The sequence below is a fragment of the Psychrobacter sp. JCM 18901 genome (assembly GCF_000586435.1).
Taxonomy (GTDB): Bacteria; Pseudomonadota; Gammaproteobacteria; order Pseudomonadales; family Moraxellaceae; genus Psychrobacter.
Genome location: NZ_BAWH01000002.1, coordinates 1 through 26,003, shown reverse-complemented (window position 1 = coordinate 26,003; position 26,003 = coordinate 1). Strand labels below are relative to the sequence as shown.

The 26,003-nt window shown below is 43.0% G+C and carries 19 protein-coding genes and 6 pseudogenes; 7 read left to right on the top strand and 18 right to left on the bottom strand.

The features are described from left to right. Window positions 1-7 precede the first annotated feature (7 nt). Complete coding sequence (locus TT11_RS02725; RefSeq protein WP_261868999.1) at window positions 8-628, bottom strand: GNAT family N-acetyltransferase; 621 nt, start codon at window positions 626-628, stop codon at window positions 8-10. A gap of 217 nt (window positions 629-845) precedes the next feature. On the opposite strand from TT11_RS02725, the gene ribF reads away from it, so the two are divergent. Beyond that, window positions 846-1,913, top strand: a complete 1,068-nt coding sequence (gene ribF, locus TT11_RS02720; protein WP_261868998.1) for a riboflavin biosynthesis protein RibF — start codon at window positions 846-848, stop codon at window positions 1,911-1,913. Window positions 1,914-1,992: 79 nt separating this feature from the next. Here ribF and TT11_RS02715 read toward each other — a convergent pair whose 3' ends face one another. The 4 genes from TT11_RS02715 to TT11_RS02700 all read right to left on the bottom strand — a co-directional run bounded on the left by TT11_RS02715 (window position 1,993) and on the right by TT11_RS02700 (window position 7,183). Next, entirely contained in the window at window positions 1,993-2,232 is a 240-nt protein-coding gene (locus TT11_RS02715) for a DUF2789 domain-containing protein (RefSeq protein ID WP_165597274.1), read from the bottom strand. Window positions 2,233-2,525: 293 nt separating this feature from the next. Next, window positions 2,526-3,509: a malate dehydrogenase gene (locus tag TT11_RS02710; RefSeq protein ID WP_101205831.1), complete on the bottom strand. Its 984-nt coding sequence runs from the start codon at window positions 3,507-3,509 to the stop codon at window positions 2,526-2,528. A gap of 374 nt (window positions 3,510-3,883) precedes the next feature. Further along, on the bottom strand, window positions 3,884-4,564 hold the full coding sequence (locus TT11_RS02705) for a hypothetical protein (protein ID WP_261868997.1): 681 nt from the start codon (window positions 4,562-4,564) through the stop codon (window positions 3,884-3,886). Window positions 4,565-5,050: 486 nt separating this feature from the next. Beyond that, window positions 5,051-7,183 (bottom strand): lytic transglycosylase domain-containing protein, encoded by a 2,133-nt coding sequence (locus TT11_RS02700; protein ID WP_261868996.1) that lies wholly within the window; start codon window positions 7,181-7,183, stop codon window positions 5,051-5,053. A gap of 387 nt (window positions 7,184-7,570) precedes the next feature. Between TT11_RS02700 and miaB the strand changes: the two genes are divergently transcribed. Further along, entirely contained in the window at window positions 7,571-9,025 is a 1,455-nt protein-coding gene (gene miaB, locus TT11_RS02695; protein ID WP_370587766.1) for a tRNA (N6-isopentenyl adenosine(37)-C2)-methylthiotransferase MiaB, read from the top strand. A gap of 134 nt (window positions 9,026-9,159) precedes the next feature. Here miaB and TT11_RS02690 read toward each other — a convergent pair whose 3' ends face one another. The 4 genes and pseudogenes from TT11_RS02690 to TT11_RS02670 form a co-directional block, all read right to left on the bottom strand. Next, window positions 9,160-10,992, bottom strand: a complete 1,833-nt coding sequence (locus tag TT11_RS02690; protein ID WP_201579183.1) for a DUF3413 domain-containing protein — start codon at window positions 10,990-10,992, stop codon at window positions 9,160-9,162. Between the two features lie 347 nt (window positions 10,993-11,339). Beyond that, window positions 11,340-12,063 (bottom strand): annotated as a pseudogene (locus TT11_RS02680) (LysE family translocator). A gap of 175 nt (window positions 12,064-12,238) precedes the next feature. After that, window positions 12,239-13,518, bottom strand: a pseudogene (argE, locus tag TT11_RS02675) (acetylornithine deacetylase). A gap of 48 nt (window positions 13,519-13,566) precedes the next feature. After that, window positions 13,567-14,219: pseudogene (locus tag TT11_RS02670) on the bottom strand (UPF0149 family protein). 379 nt (window positions 14,220-14,598) lie between these two features. On the opposite strand from TT11_RS02670, the gene TT11_RS02665 reads away from it, so the two are divergent. Further along, on the top strand, window positions 14,599-14,874 hold the full coding sequence (locus TT11_RS02665; RefSeq protein ID WP_261862945.1) for a hypothetical protein: 276 nt from the start codon (window positions 14,599-14,601) through the stop codon (window positions 14,872-14,874). Between the two features lie 232 nt (window positions 14,875-15,106). After that, window positions 15,107-15,439 (top strand): cell division protein ZapA, encoded by a 333-nt coding sequence (locus TT11_RS02660; RefSeq protein WP_261868993.1) that lies wholly within the window; start codon window positions 15,107-15,109, stop codon window positions 15,437-15,439. A 76-nt stretch (window positions 15,440-15,515) separates the two neighbouring features. Here the strand turns inward: TT11_RS02660 and TT11_RS02655 are convergent, their stop codons facing one another. The 4 genes and pseudogenes from TT11_RS02655 to TT11_RS02640 form a co-directional block, all read right to left on the bottom strand. Beyond that, window positions 15,516-15,710: a hypothetical protein gene (locus TT11_RS02655; protein WP_370587759.1), complete on the bottom strand. Its 195-nt coding sequence runs from the start codon at window positions 15,708-15,710 to the stop codon at window positions 15,516-15,518. Window positions 15,711-16,130: 420 nt separating this feature from the next. Further along, window positions 16,131-18,222: pseudogene (gene glyS / locus TT11_RS02650) on the bottom strand (glycine--tRNA ligase subunit beta). 9 nt (window positions 18,223-18,231) lie between these two features. Then, entirely contained in the window at window positions 18,232-19,218 is a 987-nt protein-coding gene (gene glyQ / locus TT11_RS02645) for a glycine--tRNA ligase subunit alpha (protein ID WP_261869101.1), read from the bottom strand. 478 nt (window positions 19,219-19,696) lie between these two features. Beyond that, complete coding sequence (locus TT11_RS02640; RefSeq protein ID WP_057761485.1) at window positions 19,697-19,909, bottom strand: PspC domain-containing protein; 213 nt, start codon at window positions 19,907-19,909, stop codon at window positions 19,697-19,699. 747 nt (window positions 19,910-20,656) lie between these two features. Between TT11_RS02640 and nadR the strand changes: the two genes are divergently transcribed. The 3 genes and pseudogenes from nadR (at window position 20,657) to TT11_RS02620 (ending at window position 23,231) form a co-directional block, all read left to right on the top strand. Then, window positions 20,657-21,721, top strand: a complete 1,065-nt coding sequence (gene nadR, locus TT11_RS02635) for a multifunctional transcriptional regulator/nicotinamide-nucleotide adenylyltransferase/ribosylnicotinamide kinase NadR (RefSeq protein ID WP_261868992.1) — start codon at window positions 20,657-20,659, stop codon at window positions 21,719-21,721. Between the two features lie 127 nt (window positions 21,722-21,848). After that, window positions 21,849-22,582 (top strand): annotated as a pseudogene (gene pnuC, locus TT11_RS16910) (nicotinamide riboside transporter PnuC). A gap of 213 nt (window positions 22,583-22,795) precedes the next feature. Continuing rightward, window positions 22,796-23,231, top strand: a pseudogene (locus TT11_RS02620) (DUF962 domain-containing protein). A 174-nt stretch (window positions 23,232-23,405) separates the two neighbouring features. Here TT11_RS02620 and TT11_RS02615 read toward each other — a convergent pair. The 5 genes from TT11_RS02615 to TT11_RS02595 form a co-directional block, all read right to left on the bottom strand. Further along, window positions 23,406-24,017 (bottom strand): nitroreductase family protein, encoded by a 612-nt coding sequence (locus TT11_RS02615; RefSeq protein WP_261868989.1) that lies wholly within the window; start codon window positions 24,015-24,017, stop codon window positions 23,406-23,408. 208 nt (window positions 24,018-24,225) lie between these two features. Further along, window positions 24,226-24,606, bottom strand: a complete 381-nt coding sequence (locus TT11_RS02610) for a pirin-like C-terminal cupin domain-containing protein (protein WP_261868988.1) — start codon at window positions 24,604-24,606, stop codon at window positions 24,226-24,228. After that, complete coding sequence (locus tag TT11_RS02605; RefSeq protein WP_261868987.1) at window positions 24,551-24,850, bottom strand: hypothetical protein; 300 nt, start codon at window positions 24,848-24,850, stop codon at window positions 24,551-24,553. Before TT11_RS02605 ends, TT11_RS02610 begins: the two co-directional genes overlap by 56 nt. After that, entirely contained in the window at window positions 24,837-25,181 is a 345-nt protein-coding gene (locus TT11_RS02600; RefSeq protein WP_261868986.1) for a pirin family protein, read from the bottom strand. Before TT11_RS02600 ends, TT11_RS02605 begins: the two co-directional genes overlap by 14 nt. 67 nt (window positions 25,182-25,248) lie before the next feature. Continuing rightward, on the bottom strand, window positions 25,249-25,962 hold the full coding sequence (locus TT11_RS02595; RefSeq protein WP_261868985.1) for a pirin family protein: 714 nt from the start codon (window positions 25,960-25,962) through the stop codon (window positions 25,249-25,251). Between the last annotated feature and the right edge of the window lie 41 nt (window positions 25,963-26,003).

Below are 26,003 nucleotides of genomic sequence, written 5' to 3'. Positions count from 1 at the left end.
TTTCAAGTTAAATTGTTTCAGACGCTTTATCTGAGACATGGTCTGACGTGACTGCTTTACCAAGCATCACAACATCAGCGACAAACCCTTCCATATCGCAAACTTCGGGCATATAGCCCCATTGTTCAAAGCCAAGCTTACGAAATAACCCTAAGCTTGGATGGTTATGAGCAAAGACAAGGGCGATGATATTTCGAATACCTAGGCTTGGTGCTTGCGTCAACATCCAACGGGTCAGCAAACTGCCTAACCCTTTGCCCTGATAATCTTGATTTAGATAGATGCTAATCTCGGTACTGATGTGATAGGCCGTACGCGCGTACAAATCACTAAAACTGCCCCATGCGACTATCGGTGCTTTTTTTTGATCTATATTATTTGATGATAGTGCTTTAACCACATATATTGGTCTGGTTGCACTATCCAAATGCTCCTCAAACCAAGCGGCACGCTCCTCTAGCGTAACCAATGCAAGATTGGCTGTTGCTTGTTTGCCCGGTATGCTTTGATTATAAATGACTAAAACTGCTGCTAAATCTTCTTTATTTGCACGCTGCACAACGAACTGATCGGTAAGCTGATATGTCGATAGGTCAGTTGGTATAGTATTTAAGGCAGCAGCAGACATAAGATTTCCATCGTTGTCGGGATTGTTGTTAGGATTACTATTAGCATCATTGGCAATAAAGAATAGCTACCCTACGTGCCATACTTGCATTACAGGTAGACTATAGGATGTTAGTGTGGCTATTTTACTTTATAATGGCTGGTTTTAGACACATCAATTTTAAGCATAGATGTGTTTTTTTCGTTTTTTTATTTGGTCTCATCATAGCTGAAAACTTATGAAAACCTATTTTCTTGAGCAACTGATTTCGTCGCCACACACTTCATCTACGGACACTGTCCCAGTAGAGTTGGCATCTTGCGTGCTCACTATCGGCAATTTCGACGGTGTGCACCTTGGTCATCAGGCCATGCTAGCCCAAGTTCGTGAGATTGCGCATACCCAAAATTTGGGTGCGGCGGTCATGATATTTGAGCCGCAGCCACGCGAGTTTTTTGCACCTGCCAAAGCGCCTGCGCGTCTGACTAATCTGGCAGAAAAACAAGCACTGCTGGCAGAGTATGGCGTTGAAACATTGATCGTAGCAGGGTTTGATACAGAATTTCGCTCGCTATCAGCACAAGCATTTGCCGATATATTAGCCAAGCGTTTGAACGTAAAAGCGTTGGTGCTGGGCGATGACTTTCGCTTCGGCCATGATCGTACTGGCGACAGTCAGTTTTTGCGTGATTATGGTTTGGATGTGACCAACCTGCATACGGTCACTGATAATAATACTGATAGCGACAGTATTGATACGATCGATAACGACGCTGCCCGTATCAGCTCTACTCGTGTTCGTGATTTACTATTGGCAGGTGACCTTCAGGCGGCCAACAGATTACTTGGTCGTGACTATGCAATCACAGGAGGGGTTGTGCGCGGCGACCAGATAGGTCGAACAATAGACTTCCCTACCGCAAATATCGATTTACAGCGTATAAAGCCTGCCCTGCATGGTATTTTTGCAGTTGACGTGGTGAGCTTAGATGACAATGGTAATGTGATCGCTAATGGCTTGACTACGCTTGCCTCCGATGGTCATACAGGTGTTGCCGGATTGCGTCCGCATAGTTTGTTTGGCACGGCTAATATTGGCAAAAGACCTTCTGTTGATAAAGGTGATGACTGGCGACTAGAAGTCCACTTTCCGCAGTTGCAAGCTGATTTGTACGGACTGAATTTACACGTACGTTTCCTACACTTTTTGCACGGTGAGCGTCGCTATGATGGAATAGAAGCATTAAAAGCGGGTATTCATCAAGACGTTGCAGATCTACTTGAGTGGCGCGAAAAGCAAATTTGATTTTTAGTGTTACTCTAGACATAAAAAAACCCCGCGATATTCAGACTATTGCGGGGTTTTTTTATCTCTTGATAAACTTTTATGCATCAGGATGTAAACGGACATTTAGCTCATCGATGGTTTCTACCCATGCGGCATCTTTTTGCCATTCTTCTTGCAGGAACATACGCTGATTATCCGTCCAAATGCTAGCCTCTGTCAGTTTTTCTTCGCTAGCTAGTTGGTTTGCTGCGATAAAATCATCAATTGCTTCATCAGAGCTATCTAGACCTAACTGAGCAAATAACTCATTCATACTATATTCTGGTTCACCCAACATAACTTTCTCCTTAAATGATACGAATATGGTCGTACTTATTGTTTAATGTGCTTATTATTCAAATTGACACATTCATTGTAGCAAGCTTTATTTTAATAGCTGTTAATCAACGTTTATCTAACGTTATCAATTGTATTAACGGTAAATCGCTCTTATCAGTTTAAAATATGAATTAAGTTGATCTCATCTGCCTATTTCTCATAGACACGAAAAAGCCCTCATATTTCAGAGGGCTTTCTTGTACTACTTATCTCTACTACTTAAATCATAGCTTACTGGATAGCAGCTTAGATTTACGGTAGTAAATGTGCTACTGCATCACGCTCTTCACTAAGCTCTTGCTCAGTGGCAGCCATTTTCTCTTTCGAGAAATCTGATGATACATCAACGCCGTCTACGATAGACCAGTCGCCGTTAGTGCATGTGCATGGGAATGAGTAGATCAAACCTTCAGCAATACCGTATTCGCCGTTTGAGTAAACGCCCATAGATACCCAATCATTCTCATCAGTACCTAGTGCCCACGTACGCATATGTGCGATAGCAGCGTTGGCAGCAGAAGCGGCAGATGATGCACCGCGAGCTTTAATGATTGCAGCACCACGCTGTTGTACTTCTGGGATATAAGTTGCTTCGTACCATTCGCGATCAACTAAATCTAGCGCAGGCTTGCCGTTTACCGTACAAGCAGTTAGATCTGGATACTGAGTTGACGAATGGTTGCCCCAGATGATCATTTTTTTCACGTCATTTACAGTGCTGTCAGTCTTACCAGCTAACTGCGCCATAGCACGGTTGTGGTCTAGACGAGTCATTGCAGTGAAGTTGCGTGGATCAAGATCTGGCGCATTGCGCTGAGCGATAAGTGCGTTGGTGTTGGCAGGGTTACCGACTACCAATACTTTTACATCACGGCTAGCGACTTCGTTCAATGCTTTACCTTGTGCTGAGAAAATCGCAGCGTTGGCTTCTAGCAAATCTTTACGCTCCATACCTGGGCCACGAGGACGTGCACCAACCAGTAAAGCATAATCGATATCTTTGAATGCGACATTAGCATCGTCAGTTTGGACAATACCAGCCAACAATGGGAATGCACAGTCTTCTAGTTCCATGACCACACCCTTTAGGGCGTCAAGAGCTGGCGTAATTTCAAGTAATTGCAAAATAACTGGCTGATCTTTACCTAGCATCTCGCCAGATGCAATACGAAATAGCATCGCGTAGCTGATATTACCAGCGGCACCAGTGACGGCAACACGTAAAGGCTGTTTCATTGACATTGAATACTCCCTAATTAATTATTAGATAATTCTAATGAACGATTATCATTTTAGATATCGACTTGTTTGCCGCATAGCAGCATGTATAAACCGAGAGCTAGTGTAGCACTTCATCGCAGTGACCGTCTAGATACAGTCATAGACGTCAGGGATTATATTGTTACATTTTATACGAGAGGATTTCTGCAGAGGCTAAGCGCTTACGGATAAAGCGCTAGAGGGCTTTATCACATGATAACTAAAGCATATTTTCACTACGTTATGGGTAGATATAATGGTCAAAATAGGCAATTTGCACCATTAAATTCGATTAAGTGAAATGAAAAATGGTATCAAAAAAGAGGTTTAAGCAGATAACTAAGTGAAGATTATCGCCCACCTGAAATGATAAATTTACTGCCACAGCTGTCTACAACGTCATGACAAGTCCCAAAATCACTACCCTCATAACACACGTGTATATCAGTGAGTATCGATTGGCGACGGCTGCCTTCTTGACAGATAAGATCCACACTGTTTGATGACATACCACTATTGAGGCGGGTCATTTGACTGATAAATCGTGATTTGGAAACGGTATAACTATTACCCGTATTTAGCTCATTCGGTAATTTCAATCCACCTGCATAATTGGTAATCTGGCGGAAGTAACTGCTGGCGCTAAGCGGACTACAGGCTCCATAGCGTTGCCACGTTTGGCTACGTACCGTTGTGTCAGGCATGATGCGGTTGACGACTTTTAATTGTAGCGGTGTAAGACGTGGCTCACTACCGCGACCGCAGCGCTCACCATATCCCATATCCAGACCAGATACAGTCAACGAATACCCTTCTAAACACTGACGCATACGTGCCCGCGTCGGCTGCATATTACATAATGCTGGGGTCATCTCAATCATCAATACGCGCTGACCCGTCTTAACCGTGTTAGCCGCCTGTACTGGCAGCAGTATAACGCCTTGTATTAGCAGTAAAGCGCCGAAGCTCATCGTTGCTTTGATACTACCTACGCTATATTTGCTAGCCAAATCTGCACGCAATTGCACCATAGAATTAGCGACCTTATTGCTCAGGTCTGTATCCGTCTTTGTATTTGCCTTCGATAAAGAGCATATCCGATTAGATAACGAATATTTAGTTTTTGGCGACGTAGACAGACTAAAATATTTTTGATCATAGGACTGAAGGCAGTTAGTTAGCAATGATAAGACATAGGCTATAACTTAAATCATTAGACGCGATACATAAAACACGCATTGACCTAAGAACAAGACTGAAAAATAGGGTTTCTCATTAAGGCAATGGTAACAAAACGTTTTTTTAATCTATAGCAAAAACGTAAACGTTGACTATATCGTCAGGAAGATCGATAAATGTTGATAAAGTACTGAAGGATAACGGTTGTGAAATTTATCTTAGCCAGATAAGTGCTGCCTGAGCAAATCAGAGTTGACCAATTGACAAAGCAAATTAGCAAATAAAAATAAACCACTAACAATAAATCATTAGTGGTTTATCAAATACCAGTTCAGTGATTAAAATCCAGCTGGCACCGTACCCATACGCTGACTAATCGGCTGACCACGACCCAACAGACTGCTATAGATAGTGGCGTTTTCCATCACGTGTTTAACATAGTTACGTGTCTCAGGAAATGCAATCGACTCTACATATTGATCTGCGGCGAGCGAACCATAAACTGGCTGCCAGCGTTTGGCATTATTAGGACCAGCGTTATAGCCTGCGGTTGCCAATACTGGCTGATAATTAAGCTTGCCCAAAATATCACCCATATACCACGTACCATAGCGGATATTGGTATCACCGCTATTGGCACGGCTCGCACTATACGTCTCGCCTAGGTTGCGAGCGATATATTTTGCGGTATCAGGCATAACCTGCATCAGTCCACTCGCGCCTACGTTTGAGCGCGCAGAAGATACGAAACGGCTTTCTTGACGCATGATACCGTACGCCCATGCTGGATCAATACCTGCTGACTCACTATAACGTACGACTGCGCTTTGATGCGGCATCGGATGCGAAAGTGCAAGACTATCCACCCTATCAGTATTATCAACCGCATAAATCGCTCGATCGAGCCAGCCCATATCATAGGCTTGACGAGCAGCGGCAATAATCAAATTGTCATCACGATTATCACGAGCTTGCTTTACTGCCCAGTTCCACTCGCGGTTGGCATAAGCACGACTAGCCTCAGAGTTGTACAACGCAAACGCACGAGCGAAGTTAGCGTCTTGCATGACGCGCGCGCGGTCAGCAGTACTGACATTAGGCAAATTACTACCGCCTAAACGGCTAGCATCGAAACGCTGCCCTATTTTGTCTTTCGCCATCAGGCCATAGTAGTCATTACTCTTTGCTAAGTTTTGATACATTTTTTTGGACGTATTACGCTTGCTACTATCGCTTGACTGCTCATACGCACGAGCTAGCCAATACTGCCACTGGGCTTCTTTTTGCGTTTCGCCATCCATTTTTGAGATAGCTTCTACCACATCATCCCAACGACCGAAGCGAATCGCTGCCATAGCATAGTCTTCTGCTTCTTCAAAATTAAAATCATTGTCCAAACTGTTGCGGAACCAATCCACTGCTTCAGCGTTAAAGCCGTCGTCAGTGTTGTGATTCATACGCTGTACGCCAAGCGTACGATAAGCATAGCGTCGTGTTTCGTCATTTAATAATCTAACGGAGCGCTGATTGTCCTGCTTGATATCAAAGTCTAACTGTAGCGCCGCCTCACGATAAGACTTGTCAGCCATACGGCCGATTGCATACATATATAGGTATTGATTGGTTTGGCTAGCAGGCTCACGACCAAAACGGCTAAAGAAAGAAGACGGATTTAGCTGAATTTCACTGAGCGCCGAATAAGCAATTGGCGTACCAAGGCGTGATGATAATGCCATAATATCGCCTGTCTTGCCTTTACGTAGCATACGCTTGAGACGAGCCGCACGATCTTGATTACTAATTAGCGCGTTATTGTTCATCTCCATCGCTAGCTGATCGCACAATGCTGGTTGCTTTTTGGTGGTCAGCCACACATCAGACTTCGCTGCCATGGCACGCATAGTGTCACCGCCATTATTAAACCCAAGCGCAACCGCACAGCGCTCACTGGCATCCGCATTGGTAATCAAATTGGCTACCTGTCTAACCGAGGCATAATCATTCGATCCTGCTTTGGTCTCCGCAAAATCAGCCACTAATTTCTCAGCCATGACCGTATCTGGATACTGACGCACAAACTGCGAGACCGCCGCTGAACTCTGTGAATTAAGATCTAGACTCATACGCCAATAAGTCGGATACATCGCAAACAAGCCGCCACTCATGACTTGCTCATAGTTATAGAGTGCGCTCACATCACCGCGATCTGCGGCGATAGCGGCTGCCATAAATGAGTCAATACTACTGTCTTGCTGATAATCTTGTTGATAGTTACTTTCTTGTTGGTAGCTTTCCTCATCGCCCCACGTCAACTCGGCACAAGCGACCTGTGACACACCAAGTGCACTTACCGCTGTTGCCACGCTCAACGCGCTCAACCGTAGCGTACCTACTGTGATTCGCTTTGACGCGTGTTTTTGACTGATAGACTCTTCATCCTTGATGCTATGCGCAACACGCAACTTTGTCATACTGACTCTCTTTATGATATCTCTACAAATATGTGAATAACGGTTCGCTAAGTACCGCCAAGGGTATAGCAATCATCATACTATACTCATTGTGCTTTCAACTATCTCCTTTACCTTTTGTTAATAAATAGGACAGCACGGTGTAACATAGAAGTGATAATGAGCCGCAGTTTCTATGAATAGTAATATGAACGACAGTAAATAATTGATACTGCTATGAATTATTTATCATATTGAGGAGCTATCGCTCGTGCTAATTTTTCACATTGGCACAGGGTTGTGATAAAATACGCCACCTGTTAATCGGCTACTCCGCTATATTTTTGGTCAATCATGGACTTATCCTTATGAGTGTTACTGTATTCAATCCCCGCATCGATGACGATGCTGTTGCTGAGACGACTGTCACCGCACGTGCTGTCACTGCACTCAAAGAAGCAAGTTCAGCCCAAGCGCCTGTCGAAAAAGCAGCGACAAAAAAAGGTTTTTGTCACCACCCAAGGCTGTCAGATGAATGTCTATGACTCTGGCAAAATGCTAGATGTGCTAGGCGACTCACATGGTATGGAAGTGACTCATGATATTGATGAGGCCGACGTACTACTGATGAACACCTGCTCTATCCGTGAAAAAGCGCAAGAGAAAGTATTTTCAGAATTGGGCCGCTGGCGCAAACTAAAAGAAAAACGCCCTGACCTTGTCATTGGCGTTGGTGGCTGCGTCGCTTCACAAGAAGGCGATAACATTCAAAAACGCGCGCCTTATGTCGACATGGTATTTGGCCCACAAACTTTGCATCGCCTACCAGAGCTATATGACCAATCAAACGAACAACGTGAAATCGCGCCTAAAAATCGTATTGGTACGATTGATGTGTCGTTCCCTAGCATTGAGAAGTTTGACTTTTTGCCAGAGCCAAGAGTAGAAGGCTACAAAGCCTTTGTCTCTATTATGGAAGGTTGCTCAAAGTATTGCTCATTCTGCGTGGTGCCTTATACCCGCGGCGAAGAGTTATCCCGTCCACTTGATGACGTATTGGCAGAGATTGACAGCCTTGCCGCTCAAGGTATCCGTGAAATCAACCTGTTGGGTCAAAACGTCAACGGCTATCGTGGCGAAAAAGACGATGGCAGCATTTGCCGTTTCGCTGAGCTATTGCATTATGTCTCGCATGTCGACGGTGTCGAGCGTATTCGCTATACGACCAGCCATCCGCTAGAGTTCACTGATGACATCATTGATGCCTATGCACAATTGCCAGAGTTGGTTTCACACTTACATTTACCGGTTCAGAGTGGCTCAAACGCTATCTTGGCAGCGATGAAGCGTAACCATACAATTGATGTTTATATCAATCAGATTAATAAGCTAAAAGCCATTCGCCCAGATATTCACTTGTCGAGCGACTTTATCATTGGCTTCCCTGGTGAAACTGATCAAGACTTCCAAGATACCTTAAACTTGGCAAAAGAGTTGAACTTCGATCACTCTTACAGCTTTATCTACTCTAAACGTCCAGGCACGCCAGCCGCTGAGTTGCCAGATGATGTGAGCTTCACCACCAAGAAAGCTCGCTTGGCTGAATTTCAGAAAGTCATCATTGACTCGACACTTGCCAAAACGCATGAGATGGTCGGTACCACGACTCGCGTCTTGGTTGAACAAGTTGCCAACCGTCATCCTGATTGCTTAATCGGTACAGCAGATAACACTCGTACCGTTATGTTCCCTCATGATGTTGAGAAAATGGATGAGCTGTTGGGTAAACTTGTGAGCGTACGTATTACTGATTTCGTTAGCCCGCACATGGTGAAAGGTGAGCTTGAGGATGTGCTGGCATAGATTGATTACATTTCAGTCGTAGGGTGCTTTCAAAGCACCACATACTCAATAATTTAAATTAAAAAAAGCCATTTACTATTAAATAGTAAACGGCTTTTTTTAATTTAGATACCCTAAAAGTTTACTGTTATAGCCTATTTACTAAAGCGACTGATTTGCTCCAGTGCTTGCTGTAATAGCTCATAATCTGGCTGATCTTTTAATGGTTTGTACTTTTTATCGACATATGAGAACTGCCCCACAGAGCCAACTTCCATAATATCTTTATGGGTCACTACCGCATATTTACTATAGCTAGAAACCAGTAACCAATCACGATCAATAGGCTTACCTAATAAATTTACTCCCATAGAATAATCTTGTACTGGATTTTTGACCCCAAGATAATTTTGCATTAGTGTTGGCACAACATCTTGATGACTGGTAAAGCGATTATTCCAACCGTTGGTATTTTTAGGCACACCTTTACCGATGATAGCAAAGGGAACGTGTACTTGAGGGTTGGAAAAATTGCCATTATGTCCCCAATAGTTTTGTTTGTTGTCGTTCAGCTCCTCACCATGATCGCCGGTAATCACCACAATGGTATTTTCCATCTCTCCTGACGCACTCAGTGCATTCAATACTTGCTTAGCCAAGCTATCAATGAAGTGCACGCTGGTCTTATAACGATTCATCAATGGCATGGGGTCGGTATTATTGTTTAGCTTTAAATAATTGACTTCAGATAACATCGGCTCATAGCGATGATCATAATCTTCAGGGAATGCATATCCGTGCGGCGCATCATAAAATAAGAATGAGAAGGAAGGCTTTGAGTCATCCTTTTGTTCAAACCAGTCTAACCATTCTTCAGTGATATTTTGATCACGTGCAACCGCAGTGTCTCCTGTGGACTCTTTTCGTAAATCAGGAACTTTCAAAAACACCGTTTGGTCAAACTCAGGACTGGTCAGGCGTGCAGAGGCAAAAATACCCAACTGATAATCTAACTCTTGCATGCGATCAATAAAAACAGGGCTAGTCTTATTGTCTATCGCACTGTGCCAATACGTCGATGGAATGCCATAAAAAAAGCCAAAAACCCCTGCTCGTGTTGCATTCCCCGTTGATAGATGCTCTTGATATATCGTGCCATTTTGAGCAAAGTTCCAAAGATTTGGGGTGTTTTCTGCATTAAAAGTCTCCTCTCGCCAAGAGTCTATGACCAAAAATACAATATTTGGTGGGTTTTCGACCGTTTCGGTTTGCAAAGGCTGCAATGGAAAATGAAAATCCCCTTGTTTTTGCATGGTCATTAACTTTTGCTTTTCTAAGGCCTCCTCATCAATCCAGCCATATTTACTCATTAGACTGTTAGAAGTTGTCGGATGAAATAATGGCAGATAGCGCTTAAGCTGCGTGACGGATTGATAAGCGTGCGCGGCCGCCCAGATATGAATCAGATGACTGAACAATAAAGCGATTACTGCGGTCACGCTAAAAACACGCCCTGTTCTTGCTGGCAGCTTAATTTTCTTGGTTTCAAGACTAGCTAAAACTCCCACCTCTATCGCAAATACCAATGCCACAGCACCGATGACCATAAGCCAAGTCGCTATGGAAAAGCTCACAATCTGTCCTGAAAGAACCAAATCTAGCATGGCAATATTGATATGAAAGCGATAATTGGCAAAGACGATCGTATCAATGAATAGAAAAATCAATATTAACGATGCTAATGTCGCAATAATTGTTCGGCGTATCAAGCGATTGGGTAAAAAGAAAAAGGGCAGCAACACCAGGCTGACAAGAGTCGTTAGCGCCACCATATGTGAGAATGTCGACAACACTAAAAATGCTAGCCCTAGCTTATCACTCGGTACTTCAGGTAAAAACTTTAAATACCGTAGAGCGATAAAAACAGTGAAAACAGAGTTAATTAGGACAAAATATCCAAAAGTCGTTAATTTTTCTTTAAAAGTCATATTAAGTCGCAATAAAATTGAAGTGACGAAGGCCTTTTGAACCCTCTAAAATGACTGGCACAATCATTAGTGGTATGGGCATCAGTGGTAACGGATCGGTTAATTTTTAAAGGTATAGTGAGTTCAATATAAAAATAGTACAGCGGGACTGGCTTATATTTGTTGTAGCCTCTGTCTACGTAGGCACAGCACGCCAGACAAACATATACCAGTCTTGCGTTAAAATATAATGTATCTGTTTTATTTAGAATTGACTATACTTGGTAAGATTTCAGAAAAATAGCAGATTATAAAGCTTTTAGATGAATTGAACAATTGTTTAAATTAACTTTGAGATAAACATGCTTTTATAATAACCCCCCGATAACCTCAACCAACAAAGCCGCGGCAATTAAGATAAATATCACCCCGCAACCACGATTGAGCCATGCTAAGCGATTACCCACATCGAGCCAGCTTGCTAGCTTCTTGCCACCTAGCGTATATACGATTTGCCAAATCGTTTCGCTCAAAAATAAGCCGATGGTCAGTAGGACATATTGCGGCCATAGTGGCGCACTGAAGTTAATAAACTTAGGAAAAAAATGCCGCGAAGAACAGGATGGCCTTAGGATTAGACAAAGATACCCAGACACCTGTACGAAATAAGGTCGTATTGCTCGGTGCAATTTTAGTAGCAGCACTAGAGAGCGAACGCGGCTGCGATGTAGTCGATCCACCAGTGGCAGCATAGTCTGCTGCTACCTCGGCTCTCAATTCTTTAGCATCACTCATCAAGCTGCCGTCACCAGCATCGCGCCAAGAGCTGATACCCAAATAGATTAAGTATGCCGCCCCCACGGCTTTGATAATGGTCAGTAGCCACGGTGACTGGCGACTGATCACGTCCAAGCCAAGCAGTGTCGATAGCAGTAATACAAACAAGCCAAGGCTCAGACCTGCCAGTGTCCATAAGGTTCGTTTGACGCCATAGTTCATGCCATACTGAAATGCCAGCAGCATATTAGGACCAGGGGTCGCTGAAATAAAAAACGTACTTGCGAAAAACACTGCAAACAGATGCCAAGACATCAACCCACCCCTACTTTGTCATGTGTAAATGGTTCTAATACGAAAGGTTATACGACTTAAATACGCGACTAAAAAATAAACACCGCCATTAAGACGGTGTCATTTATACCTATATATCAAAAATTCTCGCAGAAATCATTAAAGACACGACATGCCTTCTTCTGAATAATTACGATTACATGGACGGCTGAGTCGTACAGCTATCTAATAGCTTCTTCAAAAACGCATCGCAGCGTTCAATTTCGCTAAGCTCCACATATTCATCCGCTTTATGCGCCTGTTCAATACTACCAGGGCCACAGATAATCGTTGGGATACCTGCATTGGTAAACTGACCGCCTTCAGTCGCGTAAGCCACTTTATGACGCTCATCATCTCCTGTCAACGCAGCGATTAACAATTGCAACTCAGCACTATCGTCATCTGTCATTGCTGGGACGCTTTCTTCTTGCATCAGCTCAATGCCAGTCTCTGCGCGCGCGCTTGCATTTGGGCGTTTAGCTCAGCGACTTTGGCTTGAATGGGCGCTAGTATATCGTCTTGCGTCATGTGCGGCAGGTTGCGATAGTCAAAAGTAAACTCGCATAGGTTGGGCACGATATTGGTCGCTGTACCACCATGTATGGTACCTACTGACAATGTCGAATAAGGCACTGTAAATAATGCATCGTTATCATCACGAGCGCTTAGATCTTCAGCAAGCGTATCTACATAGCCAACCAATCTGCTAGCGTAGCTAATAGCATTGACACCTTGTGCAATCAGTGAGGAATGAGCTGACTTGCCATGTACACGGCAACGATAAACTGCGATGCCCTTGTGTGCAACTACCATAGCCATGTTAGTTGGCTCACCGACGATACAATAATCAGGCGTGATACCACGTGCTTTTAGGTCTGCCAAAATTAATGGCGCACCCAAACAACCAACCTCTTCATCGAACGACAATGCCAAATGCAATGGACGACGTAGCTGACCACTGTTCGATAACTGCACGGCTTGCGGCAATACCGTAAGCGCACAAGCGATAAAGCCCTTCATATCACACGCACCGCGACCATATAGCTTATCACCACGTATCGTCGGGGTAAACGGCTCTGAAGACCACGCTTGTCCATCGACAGGTACAACGTCAGTATGGCCTGATAAGACCAGACCATTATTGATAATATCAGTGTTTTCACCAGCTGGTACGGTCACAAACAAGTTAGCTTTAGTCTCAGCTTCATTAAAGGTCAAATCTACCGTCAAACCTAACTGCTCACAGTACGACTTTACATCATTAATCAAAGCCAAATTAGAGTGACGACTGACCGTATCAAAGGCAATGAGACGTGTTAGCCAATCGAGACTCTGAGTAGGATGCTCAGCATTTTTCAGCTGGACATCGCTGCTACTATCAACATTATCGCTATTATTGACATTGTCGCTATTACTACTGTTATTTTGGATCATAAAATATCCTTACTACAATTTTCAGAACTATGATGTGTCAGAGCTGCCTTATGATGGATTGTTATGATTCATCACATCAACCACTGGCGGCATTGGTTTGGTAACTTACCTTCTGCCTGTAGCTCTTTAGTTGTTTTGGCATCGATAGACAAACCAGCGATGAGCGCGATATCTTTGACAGCCTTACGCTTACGCGTGGCAAAACTTACGGGTACCATACGAGCAAATTCATAGATATAAAGATAAGACCCTTCCCCACCTTCAAAATCTTCATCATCTTCGAGACGAATTGCGCCAATCTTAGCCAAATCAGATAGCATCTCGTTTTCTTCACTGGTCAAACCACAATCAGTAATACCAAAACCGGTCATAAAACCGTTTGCCCACTGTTTCAACGCCATCACGCGCTCGTATAAATCATGTTCATCATCTGGGATGAGCGGCATATACGCGTAGGCATCATCTTTGTCTTTTAGCTGAAACACGATGTCTTCCGCTTCTTCTGTCAGCAAGGTCAATGCAGGCTCTGGTAATGGAGCAAAGCTAAGCTCTTCAAACACCTTAGCCCAAGTTGCTTCGTCAGGTGCATTACAGGCCGTCATAAGCCCTGTCATCATGCCATGCACTTCGCTGATAGACACGTCAGTCCAATCATCAAACGCAGTCAGCCAAGTATTCCAGCCAGAGATATTATCATTCATAATAGATGTCCTAGTAATTGATTACTGCTCATAAAATAAAAATAGTCGCGATAAAATGTCATGGACAAATTATCGATAAATAAAAGTGAAAAGACAAAGCCTGATGCTTGTAATTACTTTGTTGATATAGATATTATGCGGTCACCTATGGCATTATTAAATGCAGCGAACAAAATTCATTCACGCTTACTTGTTAAGGATAAAAACTGACTATGTATGATCAACTTAGAATATTAGAAAAAAATGGTACTCGACATCAAAAAACAGTATCAGCTTGTCAGTGCTGAACTTAGCAGCTTAAAACAACACCCTGTTACTGATTCAAAAGAATTTGCCGCCCTAAAAACTAAACTAGATAACAGTCATAACGAACGTGACGGTGCCAAAAAAACAACTGAACGATCTCGACAAGCGCTATCAAAGTCTTGCAGAAGCGCACCATATGATCGGTGAAGAACAAGACAAACTGCAAAAACAGATCAGCCAATTACAACAACAAAACAGCGAGCTGCAACAACACAATAACGAGCTAAAGCAGCAGTATAGCGATATCAAACAACAAAACAGTGAACTACAAAAGAAGAACCAATTGGCAGCCGAGCGTACGCAAGTCGTATTACAACGCCTAACTCGTATCGATCAAGCAGAAGGCTAACGCATTCTTGTAGCAGATAGCAAAGACGTACTGTTTATTCAACTGCCAAATGCTATTTGTAAAATCTGATATCACTCATTTCACTGACCAGACATTGTAGGATTTATCATGACCGATGACCAAAGCAAATCGATAGAAAAACAATCAAAAAAATACTCAAGCACCAAGTGCACCAGTAACAAGTGCGCCAGCGCAAAAAACAGCACCAGCAGCATCAAATATATCAAGCGCCATGGCACAATCTAATACCAAAACACCTAAAGCGCCAGAACCACAAATCAAGAAAGTCGATATTGCGATTGCTGGGGTTACTTATCCAATCTTTTGTCCAGTACATGAGCAAGAAGAGCTACTGTCAGCGGTTTCGTATATCAACAACTATGCGCTCGATCTAAAAAGAGACGCGCCAAGCCTCAGTCAAGAAAGCATACTGGTACTGTGCTGCTTAAACTTGTATGAAAAAATCCATGCCAATCAAAGAAGTGATGAAGATCGCTTGCAGAAAGACAAACAGTCTGAGGCATTGCTCAATAAAATTATGAAGGATGCTCATTCTATTCTGTAGATGCATCGTATTGTATTAAACATATAAGCGCCTAGTTAATAAAGTTAGGCGCTTTTTTTTATGGTCAATCATTTATTTATGCATAAGGCGTGTGGGTCTTGCCTGCATGAAAGTCTGCCTGATGTTCATAATTGCAAAAGAACAACTCTTGGTTCGCTTCGCCATCGATAGCTGTACTTGATTTGGTTTCAAGTACGCCGCGATATTCAGCCAAGCTGTTGCCACAGAAATTACACTGACGTGGTGTGGTCACATCCCCTTCTTTTGGCATCATGCTTTTAGGCGCACGTGTACATAAACTTATAAAAAGCCCACATTGAAGCCCAAATAATAAGGATGACGAGAATAACAGCAAACACGGCAGTGCTCCTTCGATTACGGGTAAACGCAAGAAATAACGAAATCTACTAAATAAGGTTATTTAATACGTTTTGATAGCATAAATTTTACCGTCAATAATAGCGATAATACAATGCCTTTACCGTTTAATTGCTGATTGCGTTAACAGACTGGTTATATCCACTAGATAAACCTACCAACAAATTAGTCAACTGTATAACAAAAAACCTGGCCATGATAAGCCAGGTTTTTTTATCAAAAGTAATAGTCAAGTTAAAGCAACAATCAGGTTAAAGCAACAATCAGGTTAAAGCAACAATCAGGTTAAAGTAACAATTAGCTTTTAGCAGAGTTACAGCTGTAGCTCACTGATATCAGCTACCGTCAAGAACAAGGCACGAACCTGCTTTAGCAATGCCAAGCGATTTTTTTTAAGCGCAGCATCTTCACTGTTGACCATTACTTGATCAAAGAACTGTGTCAGCGGCTCATCTAAGCTAGCCAGCGTTTGCAATACTTGCGTATAGTCCGCTTGCTCAAGCAATGGTTGTACCACTGTCTGTGCTTGCTGCACATTCGCATATAAATTTTGCTCAGCAGATTCAGACAGTAGCGCTTCATCGACTGTATCAGCAACGCTCACTTCTGACTTGGCCAATATATTAGCAACACGTTTGTTTGAATCAGCCAACATCGACGCTTGTGACAGCTCGCTAAATGCTTGCACTGCACGGATACGCTGATCAAAATCAAGCGGCATATGTGGGTTAATCGCTTGCACTGCTTGAATCGTATCGACACTAACGCCCTGCTCCGTATACATCGCACGGTAGCGCGAGTTTAAGAATGCCATGACTTGGGTAAAAGTATCACCCATTTTGGCGATCTTGCTACCTTCAGCATCGCTATAGCCTTTAATCGCTTGCTCAACGAGCGCTACCAGGTTAATCGGCAACTGCTTTTCGATCAAAATACGTAGAATACCAATAGCAGAACGACGTAAGCTAAACGGATCCTTTGAACCCGTCGGTGCTTGATCAATCGCAAAAATACCAACCAATGTATCCAAACGATCAGCTAACGCTAAGCAAATGCCAATCGGTGTCTGTGGTAGTACATCGCCACTGAACTTAGGCAGATACTGCTCTTCTAACTAGCGGCGACCGCTTCAGGTTCATCATTTAGACGCGCATAATACGTGCCTGCGATACCTTGCAATTCAGGGTATTCGCCGACAAGCGAGCTGGCCAAATCTGCTTTAGACAAAATACCCGCACGTACGGTTTCATCAACATTGATATCGTGACCTTGCTGCTGCATCAATGTAGCGATAAACGCAGCAAGCTTGGCAATACGCTCAGATTTCTCCCAAATCGTACCCAGTTTGTCTTGGAATACGCGATTTTTAGGCTTTCTGTGAGTGCAAACAATGGCTGCTTTTGATCTTGTAAGAAGAAAAACTCTGCATCAGCCAAACGTGGACGCACAACTTTTTCATTACCTTCGATAATCTGGTTAGGATCTTTTGATTCAATATTGGTAATAAAAATGAAATACGGCTGCAGCTTGCCATTCTTATCCGTCAAGCAAAAATACTTTTGATCCGCTTGCATGGTCGAGATAAGCGCTTCTTGTGGCACTTGTAAGAAGCGCGCCTCAAAGTTTGCTCGTAGTGCAATTGGAAAATCGACCAATGCGGTTACTTCGTCTAGCAAATCTTGCGGTACGATGGCATCAGAATTAACTTCATCTGCCAATGTTTTAACTTGATTTTTGATCAGCATTTGACGCTTATCAAAATCTGCCACCACTTTTAAACCACTTAGTAATTCTTCATAATCATTAGCATGAGCAATATTGTGATAATCAGGGCTGTGGAAGCGATGACCACGTGTTTGCGTACCAGTCTGATGACCTTGGATAGTGGTATCGATGACAGTATCATCCTGCATCAATACTGCCCACTGTACTGGACGTACAAACTCGTTGCGGCTAGCACCTGAGCGCATGCGCTTAGCAATCGGCAGATTATCTAGCGCAGTTTGGAAAATAGCAGGCAGTAGCTCAGTGGTCGCTTGACCACGGATAGTCTGCTCAAAACCGACATAGTCACCTTTATCGGTATTAATCGTCGTAAGCTCGCTAGCTTCAATACCCAAACCTTTGGCAAAACCCATGGCTGCACGTGTTGGATTGCCCTCTGCATCGAATGCCGCTTTAATCGCTGGTCCGCGTTTTTGCTCAGTACGATCAGGCTGCTTATCGCTAATACCTTGAATCTGAATTGCCAAACGTCGCGGAGCAGCAAAAGCTTTGATACTATCAAAGGTGATATCTGCTGCAGTTAATTGCTCAGTAACACTGGCTTGTAGTGCATCACGTAATGGTTTTAGGCTTTTTGGAGGTAGCTCTTCACACCCCAGTTCAAATAGAATAGTACTCATGGGATGCTCCTATTTATCGTTAGTAGATTGGTTAGTGTCAGTAGTTTTTCTTGTTATGTCGTCTGCTGCCACGTCTTCTTTTGGTAAATACTTATCGAGCGCGGCTTGGCGATGCTCTTCATCAGCCAACGGGAAGCCCAGTTTGGCACGAGCTTCGACATAACCAAAAGCAACCTTACGAGCAAGTGTACGCACACGTAGGATAAAACGCTGACGCTCAGTCACTGAAATAGCGCCGCGTGCATCAAGCAAGTTAAAGGCATGAGATGCTTTTAATACCATCTCATAAGCTGGCAACGGCAATCCTGCCTCAACCAACTTGTCGGCCTGTTGCTCATAAAAGTCAAACATCTCACCCATCATTGGCACATCAGCGTGCTCAAAGTTGTAGGTGGACTGTTCGACTTCGTTTTGATGAAAGACATCGCCATACGTGACACGGCCAAACTCACCGTCTGCCCAGACCAAATCATAAACGCTATCGACACCCTGTACATACATGGCTAAGCGCTCAAGTCCGTAAGTGATTTCGCCAGTGACTGGGAAGCACTCGATACCGCCGACTTGCTGGAAGTAGGTGAACTGCGTGACTTCCATACCGTTTAACCAGATTTCCCAGCCCAATCCCCACGCACCAAGTGTTGGCGATTCCCAGTTGTCTTCTACAAAACGCACATCATGCACCAATGGATCAATACCAATGGCGCGTAGCGAGTCCAGATATAGCTCTTGGATATTAGGTGGATTCGGCTTTAGCACGACTTGGAACTGATAGTAGTGTTGCAAGCGGTTTGGGTTGTCACCATAGCGCCCATCAGTCGGGCGACGTGACGGCTGTACATACGCTGCATTCCAACGCTCAGGACCTAACGAGCGCAAAAACGTCGCGGTATGAAAAGTACCTGCACCGACTTCCATGTCGTAGGGCTGCAATACAACGCAGCCTTTATCGGCCCAATAATTTTGCAAAGTTAAGATTAAATCTTGAAAAGTCATCGGTTGAGAGTCTTTATCTTGTGTCATCGGGGTTATCGCTTGGGATGTCATAGTTTCGGTTTTCATAGTAAAGCCACTGTGAAATGAGTATTATTAAATAAATCTCTGATAGCGCTCGCGCGACCTATTCGGCAACGACTCTATCTGCCTGCTCACCTTACTAAAAATTGACTATTTTATCCATATTTACATCAACTAAATTTGCATAGTAGGCACAAAACCTCAGTTGTATAGCGTATTTTCAGGCAAATCATCATAGAAGTCGTACTAATACAATAAATAAAAAAAATACCCAAATGCGCTAGCATTCGGGCAGGAGGAAAATTGTATCTTGGGCATCCTGATTGATCAGGCTTTTTATTTTTTGGAGGTCTACTATTTTTAGCAACTACGTCTAACTTAAACTCGACTCTTTAACTGGTTCAAAAAAACCTAATTTTAAAAAAACCTAATTTTAAAAACAACTATCAGGCTCTTGTTATTGATAAGACTGACTATTGGCTTTTGGCATAATTATCCATAAGATGATATAAATTAAAATGCCTGGTACTGCTGCGCTCAACGATGAGATGATTACGAATAATACTCTCACCCACGTTGGCGACCAACCAGCATACTCTGCGATGCCACCCATCACACCTGCTATCATGCGATTGTTTGGTGAGCGATGTAATTTTGCTAACTTAGCCAAATCAGATACCTCTCTATTTTCTATTCTTGTTTATTTTTTTATTCTATTTTTCTGATTGTCTTACGTATTTAGCTAAAACATTAGCTTGCTTTGCTAACTTACGAATCAGTATATCAATAATTCAGGATTTATCTGTTGAAGGTATAGCAGTACTTTGTGAGTTTATGCTACTCAAGCTTACCCTAATCTGTCATAGCACCATGCAAGCCCCTGATTTTAAATAGTTATTTCAAAATGTTTCAAAATCATCTTTGTTGCTATAACCTTGCAATCTCGCTTCACGTATCTTGTTATTTTTAATTTAATCAAAGAGATAAGCTTGCTTTACAACGCTGAAATCGAGTCAAACTTTTAATAGTCTTAATAATATTTTAGCTAACCAAGTTTACTCGATTAAAAGAACCCTCAATTAAAAAAACGTGCGATTCCGTGTACGTGCGATATACCTTATTTTTACAATAACCCACCTGCAAATCATTTAAAACCTTTATACCATGCTGATAAGCAACTCAGATTTCAGATATTCTATGATGAAAGTTAGAACACTGCTCAACTGTTATTTAAAAACACCTTTACGAAGAGCATTAGAAATATGAAACGTGGTTAGTGTTACGGGTCTTAATAGATTTCTGATTTGGATCTTGATAGATGTCTAGTTTGGCTCATTCAACTTAGACAGCATCGACCGTATTTTTTGGAATAGAGATGGAACACTGACATTAGAATAAAAAAATAATAAGGATAACTATGTACGACACTGGATTGATGATTGGACATTTCGAGCCGCTGCATTTAGGGCAGATGCGCAGCATATTGGATGCAGCAGGACAAGCCAAAACCTTGCATATCGTTATTATGGCGCATCCATCGCCGCATCCAGATTTTACCATCACCTTACAAGACAAAGCGCGCTGGCTACAGATGGCCTGTGCCGACTTGCCATTTATTCATATTCATACTACTCATGAGATAGAGCTACCGCTGCACGAACATCTGTATAGTGCCAGTGATGATGTCAGTATCGATATCGCTGCTAGCAATGCCAAATTACAACGCTTAATGGACGCACTATCACTATCAGCAGAGACTGTATTGTTTACGGCGGACAACCATCCGCTCACTCGCAATAACATACAAGAGCAGCTGCTTTTGCCAGTCGTTACTACGCCGCTACAGTCTGAGTCTGAGTTTGATTCTTATGCGATTGCGCGTGATCCAGTTGCCCATTGGTCAGCACTTCATCCGCAAGCACGCGCCGACTATACCAAGACTGTCGCTATCGTCGGCGGTGAAAGCTCAGGTAAGACAACGCTAGTCCATAAGCTTGCCAACTATTATGGTGCCAGCTTTGCCCTAGAGATGGGACGTCTGTATGTCGGTACAGATTTGGGTGGTAGCGAGGTCGGATTACAGTACAGTGATTATGGTCCTATTTGTCTTGATCATGCTGAGGCAATCCGAGAAGCTAAAGCCAATGCAACTGCCCCTATCACCATCGTTGATACTGACTTTGTCACTACGCAAGCGTTTTGTGAAGAATACGAGGGTCGCACACATCCTTTTGTAGCTGCTTGCATTGATGAGTTTCGTTTAGACCACACCATTATGCTAGATAACAATACGCCATGGATTGATGATGGTATGCGATCTTTGGGTACGCCTGAAGCGCGTGGACGCTTTGAGCAGCGTTTGATAGATATTTTTGCGCGTCACGATATTGCACCGCATATGATTGATCAGCCCGACTATGACGCTCGCTATCAGCAAGCATTGTTATTGATTGATCAATATATCTATGGCAAAAAATCATAAACTGTACTGAGCATATTTATAATAATTTATTCAATTAGCACATGTTATTTAACTAGCACACTTTATTTAACTAATACATGACAGTTAGCACTATATTGATATCAGTATTTACTTTAGGGGAAAAGCGATGCGTATTCAGCTATTGGACAACATCACCGGAAAATGGGCGATGCAATGGATTATTATTTGGTTTATTTGCGGTGTTATTGCCTTATCCGCAGGTTTTTTGGCTTACGACAGACCATACCACGCTTGATTGGTTTTATTTAGCGGTCTCGTTCATTGGTTTGGTTTGCGTGGTCTCGCTATCATTTCGCAAAAACGTCATGGGCAATGGCTTTGGTATGGGGGCAACGGCAGGCGAAGTCATCGTACAGGCAACGTCTGGCGCAGTAGGCTTAATGCTTGCTCCACTATTTAACTTTTTTTACCCATGTTTACGGTATTTTTTATTGGTCAAAGCACACCGACCCTGATGGCGACATGATACCCAAGTCAGCGAGTAAAGCTGTTTGGTTAATCACCGCTGCATTTATCGTCATTGGCCTTGCCCTTTTTCCTACGATAAATGATTTATTAGCGAGCTACGGCTATGCGGTCGTAGAAGATGATAGTAGTCTGTTTTTGGGATTTATCTCTTTCTTTTGGATTAATGTGATTGCCTTTGTGCTTTCTATTACCGCTCAGGCAGCGATGATTCTGCGTTATTCGTTTAACTGGTGGTTATGGATCATCGTCAACTTTGTCTGGCTCATCGTGAACCTCATGTCTGGCAACTATATCTTTGCTATTCAGACTATGGTGTATCAAGTAAACGCCTTTATCGGTCTCTATGAGTGGCATCGCAGCGAACGAGGTTAATAGCAACATCTGTAGAAAAAAAGCGTTTGAGATATTGAGATAAGTCTTACCAATATCGCATTGGCAATACGAGCGAAATTGACTGTGCCGTCTATCAGATAAAATGGCAGACACGCGCAATTAGTGCTACAACTGGTACTAATTGCGCATGTTAATATTTAAATTGATAGCGCATGTCAGCGTCTTATTTCATTTACTAACAAGGAGGTTAGTATGTCTCGTCAACCCAAAATATCCAAACGCACGCTTGAGCAGTGGCTCAGTGAGTATGCGGTCAGTCACCAAAACCTGATTAATAAGAAAATCCATTGGCTATGTGTGCCGACGATTTTTGTGAGTTTGTTGGGGATGGGAATGTCGCTGTCTGTATGGTTTACTCTCGTACTGAGCGCATTAGTCTTATTATTTTATATACGCTTATCGACGCCGCTATTTTTGGCAATGGGGCTGTTTATTCTGATTTGTCTGTCGGTTATGGCGGTAATGTCATGGGGATTCAAAGCGTGGGCGGCAGTATTTGTTGTTGCTTGGATTGGTCAGTTTATTGGTCATAAAATCGAAGGCAAAAAAACCCTCGTTTTTTGAAGATTTACAGTTTTTATTAATCGGTCCAGCATGGGTCGCCAACAGTTTGATGCAACGTAAATAATCATTAAATTGTCGCATCAGTTCTGCAAATATCCAATGTAGCTTTGCTGTCTTTACCCTTTATTCATAAAAAAAACGCCACCCGATGCTTGGGTGGCGTTTTTTACGTGCTCTGTAGTTTATTTAGCAAACCTCCTAAGCAAGGCCATAGGTTGTCTATTCTCAAACAACAACATTAAGCACCAAACACTTTCATACGCTCATCAAGTGGCTTGAATTCTTTGTCGCCTGCTGGCTGCTCAATCTTACCAAATACCATTTGCGCTTTTAGTTCCCAATCTGCATCGATGTTCCAAGTGCTCGCGACTTTCTGGTCGATTACTGGGTTATAGTGCTGCAAGTTCGCACCGACATCAATGCTTGCTAGCGCCGTCCAGATGACGTATTGATGCATTGCGTTGGTCTGAGTTGCCCAAATTGGGAAATTATCAGCATATAAAGGCGCCGCTTCTTGCATGCCTCTCACCACTGCTTTATCTTCAAAGAACAATACCGTACCAGCACCCGCTCTAAACCCAGCAATTTTGTCTTTGGTAGATTTAAACGCTTCTTCATCACCGACGATTGCACGTAGTACATCTTCAGTCATATCCCATAGTTTGTGATGATCATCGCCGAATAACACAACGACACGCGTTGATTGCGAGTTAAATGATGATGGTGTATGCAAGACAGCATGCTCAACTGCTTTTACGACTTCATCGTTAGATACTGGCAACTGGTCGCTGAGTGCATAGATAGAACGGCGCTTTTCTGCTAATTGTTGTAAGTCTTTTAGTTCTGACATCGTACTTCTCCATATTGTTGTAGGAATGATTTGCTCTGGGTTGATAGACCTTGTCGATCTTGTGATCAACAAGTCGTTATAAAACAGTTTATTTATGTGGGCTATTATCGGAACAATTTACCTGAAACCCCATGTATTTTTTGTAAAAAAAACTTAACGATGATGATTACCTTTGAAAAATAGGTTAATAAATTTTGTGTATTAGTGGTTAACCTTTGAAGCCTTTGGGTACTTCTGGCGCCACCAGACGCTGCATATCAGAATCCACTTCACCAAAACGCTCATGACCATTGTTCCAATCAATGACCGATTGCTTGAGCTCCTCTTTGTTGTCAGCGACAAAATTCCACCACAGTAATACTTGGTTGCTTAGAGGCTCCCCACCAATGAACATCAAACGTGTGCCCTTGTTTGCTACCAGCTTTATAGAGGTCTTGTCGATCATGTCATCATGATCAAAGCGCAATAACTGGTCTTTCTTGTATACTTGACCTTCAGACTCTAGCGTACCGACAATCACTAAAATACCGTACTCAAAGCTCGCCTCCAAATTTAGCGTGATATCTCCATCTTCTAAAAAAATGTACATCGATACCAACTATCTTTGAGTACTGCAACGTTGGCGCTTGATGGTGCTCACCAGATGCTGATTTGTAACTGCCCGTGGTCAGAATCAGCTCGACGTTGCCCTCAGTCCATGCTGGCAGCTCTGGGTAATGATGAAAACTGCGTTCAATCTGCTGGTCAGTGGGTAAAGCAATCCACAGCTGTATCATATTGATACTACGTGCAGTGACGCTTGAGTGAGCAACATCTGAGTCAGCACTGTCCAAAAAAAACGCTTTGCTCTGTATGGCTAATACCTTGATTCAATCCTGTACCAGCTGTCATGAGGTTGACTTGGTTTTTGGCAATGACTTGCTCGCTACCTAAGCTGTCTTTGTGTAAAATCTCACCATCAATCATCCAGCTAAACGTCTGTAGATTGGTATGCGGATGGCGCCCAACTTGGACACCTAAATCATCTTGAGCAAACTCAGCTGGCCCTGCATGATCCAAAAAGCACCATGCGCCAATCGGTTGTTTGCCTTTATTGGGTAATAACCGTGCGATAGGAACACCACCAACCTCCGTTGATCGTGGCTCTAGAGTTCTAATCGTCATGTGGCACCTCTTGATCTGTATGCGGTTAGTCGAGCGAACGAACGATGCTACGGCGCTCATCCGTGATCTACATAGAAAGCGGCACTTCCATCAGCAATACTTTTGCCGCCTCTTTCACTTCCATAGTGAAGTGCTTAGTATCCCAAACCCCAAGGCCATCTCGAGTAGACAAAATGTTACCGTCTATCACGACTGTTCCTGCAATCACAAAAATATAAACACCATTATTAGGATTGTTTAGTTGGTAGGTCTGCGTCACGCCTTCATCAAACTCTCCCATACTGAACCAAGCATCTTGATGAATCCAAACCCCTGCATCATCTGCATTTGGTGATAGCACCTGATTGAATTCATTGGGCGTCATGATGGTCCCCATGTGCACTTGCTGATAGCGAGGAGCAACACTCATTTTATTTGGCATGACCCAGATTTGTAAAAATCTCACAGCTTCTTCACGACTGCCATTCATTTCACTATGAGTGATGCCTGTGCCCGCTGACATGACTTGGATCTCACCCGTCTCAATCATGCCCTCATTATCGATGCTATCGCCATGCGCAAGTTTGCCAGCTAGAGGAATGCTGATAATTTCCATATCACGGTGCGAGTGGTTGCCAAACCCTTGACCACCAATGACAAAATCATCATTGATGACACGTAACACCCCGAAGCCCATACGCTCAGGATTATAGTAATTGGCAAAGCTAAAGGTATGACGGCTTTTGAGCCAGCCATGGTTGGCATCGCCGCGTGAGTCTGCTGCATGATAGATCGTTTTCATTATTTATCCTTAACTGTCCATACGTTTATTATCTATATATT

Excerpts from the sequence above, each read along its gene's own strand:
- TT11_RS02725 (WP_261868999.1), bottom strand. The coding sequence starts at position 628 with ATGTCTGCTGCTGCCTTAAATACTATACCAACTGACCTATCGACATAT.
- ribF (WP_261868998.1), top strand. The coding sequence starts at position 846 with ATGAAAACCTATTTTCTTGAGCAACTGATTTCGTCGCCACACACTTCA.
- TT11_RS02715 (WP_165597274.1), bottom strand. The coding sequence starts at position 2,232 with ATGTTGGGTGAACCAGAATATAGTATGAATGAGTTATTTGCTCAGTTA.
- TT11_RS02710 (WP_101205831.1), bottom strand. The coding sequence starts at position 3,509 with ATGAAACAGCCTTTACGTGTTGCCGTCACTGGTGCCGCTGGTAATATC.
- TT11_RS02705 (WP_261868997.1), bottom strand. The coding sequence starts at position 4,564 with ATGGTGCAATTGCGTGCAGATTTGGCTAGCAAATATAGCGTAGGTAGT.
- TT11_RS02700 (WP_261868996.1), bottom strand. The coding sequence starts at position 7,183 with ATGACAAAGTTGCGTGTTGCGCATAGCATCAAGGATGAAGAGTCTATC.
- TT11_RS02690 (WP_201579183.1), bottom strand. The coding sequence starts at position 10,992 with ATGACTTTTAAAGAAAAATTAACGACTTTTGGATATTTTGTCCTAATT.
- TT11_RS02660 (WP_261868993.1), top strand. The coding sequence starts at position 15,107 with ATGGCACAATCTAATACCAAAACACCTAAAGCGCCAGAACCACAAATC.
- TT11_RS02655 (WP_370587759.1), bottom strand. The coding sequence starts at position 15,710 with ATGCCAAAAGAAGGGGATGTGACCACACCACGTCAGTGTAATTTCTGT.
- glyQ (WP_261869101.1), bottom strand. The coding sequence starts at position 19,218 with ATGACTTTTCAAGATTTAATCTTAACTTTGCAAAATTATTGGGCCGAT.
- nadR (WP_261868992.1), top strand. The coding sequence starts at position 20,657 with ATGTACGACACTGGATTGATGATTGGACATTTCGAGCCGCTGCATTTA.
- TT11_RS02615 (WP_261868989.1), bottom strand. The coding sequence starts at position 24,017 with ATGTCAGAACTAAAAGACTTACAACAATTAGCAGAAAAGCGCCGTTCT.
- TT11_RS02610 (WP_261868988.1), bottom strand. The coding sequence starts at position 24,606 with ATGTACATTTTTTTAGAAGATGGAGATATCACGCTAAATTTGGAGGCG.
- TT11_RS02600 (WP_261868986.1), bottom strand. The coding sequence starts at position 25,181 with ATGACGATTAGAACTCTAGAGCCACGATCAACGGAGGTTGGTGGTGTT.
- TT11_RS02595 (WP_261868985.1), bottom strand. The coding sequence starts at position 25,962 with ATGAAAACGATCTATCATGCAGCAGACTCACGCGGCGATGCCAACCAT.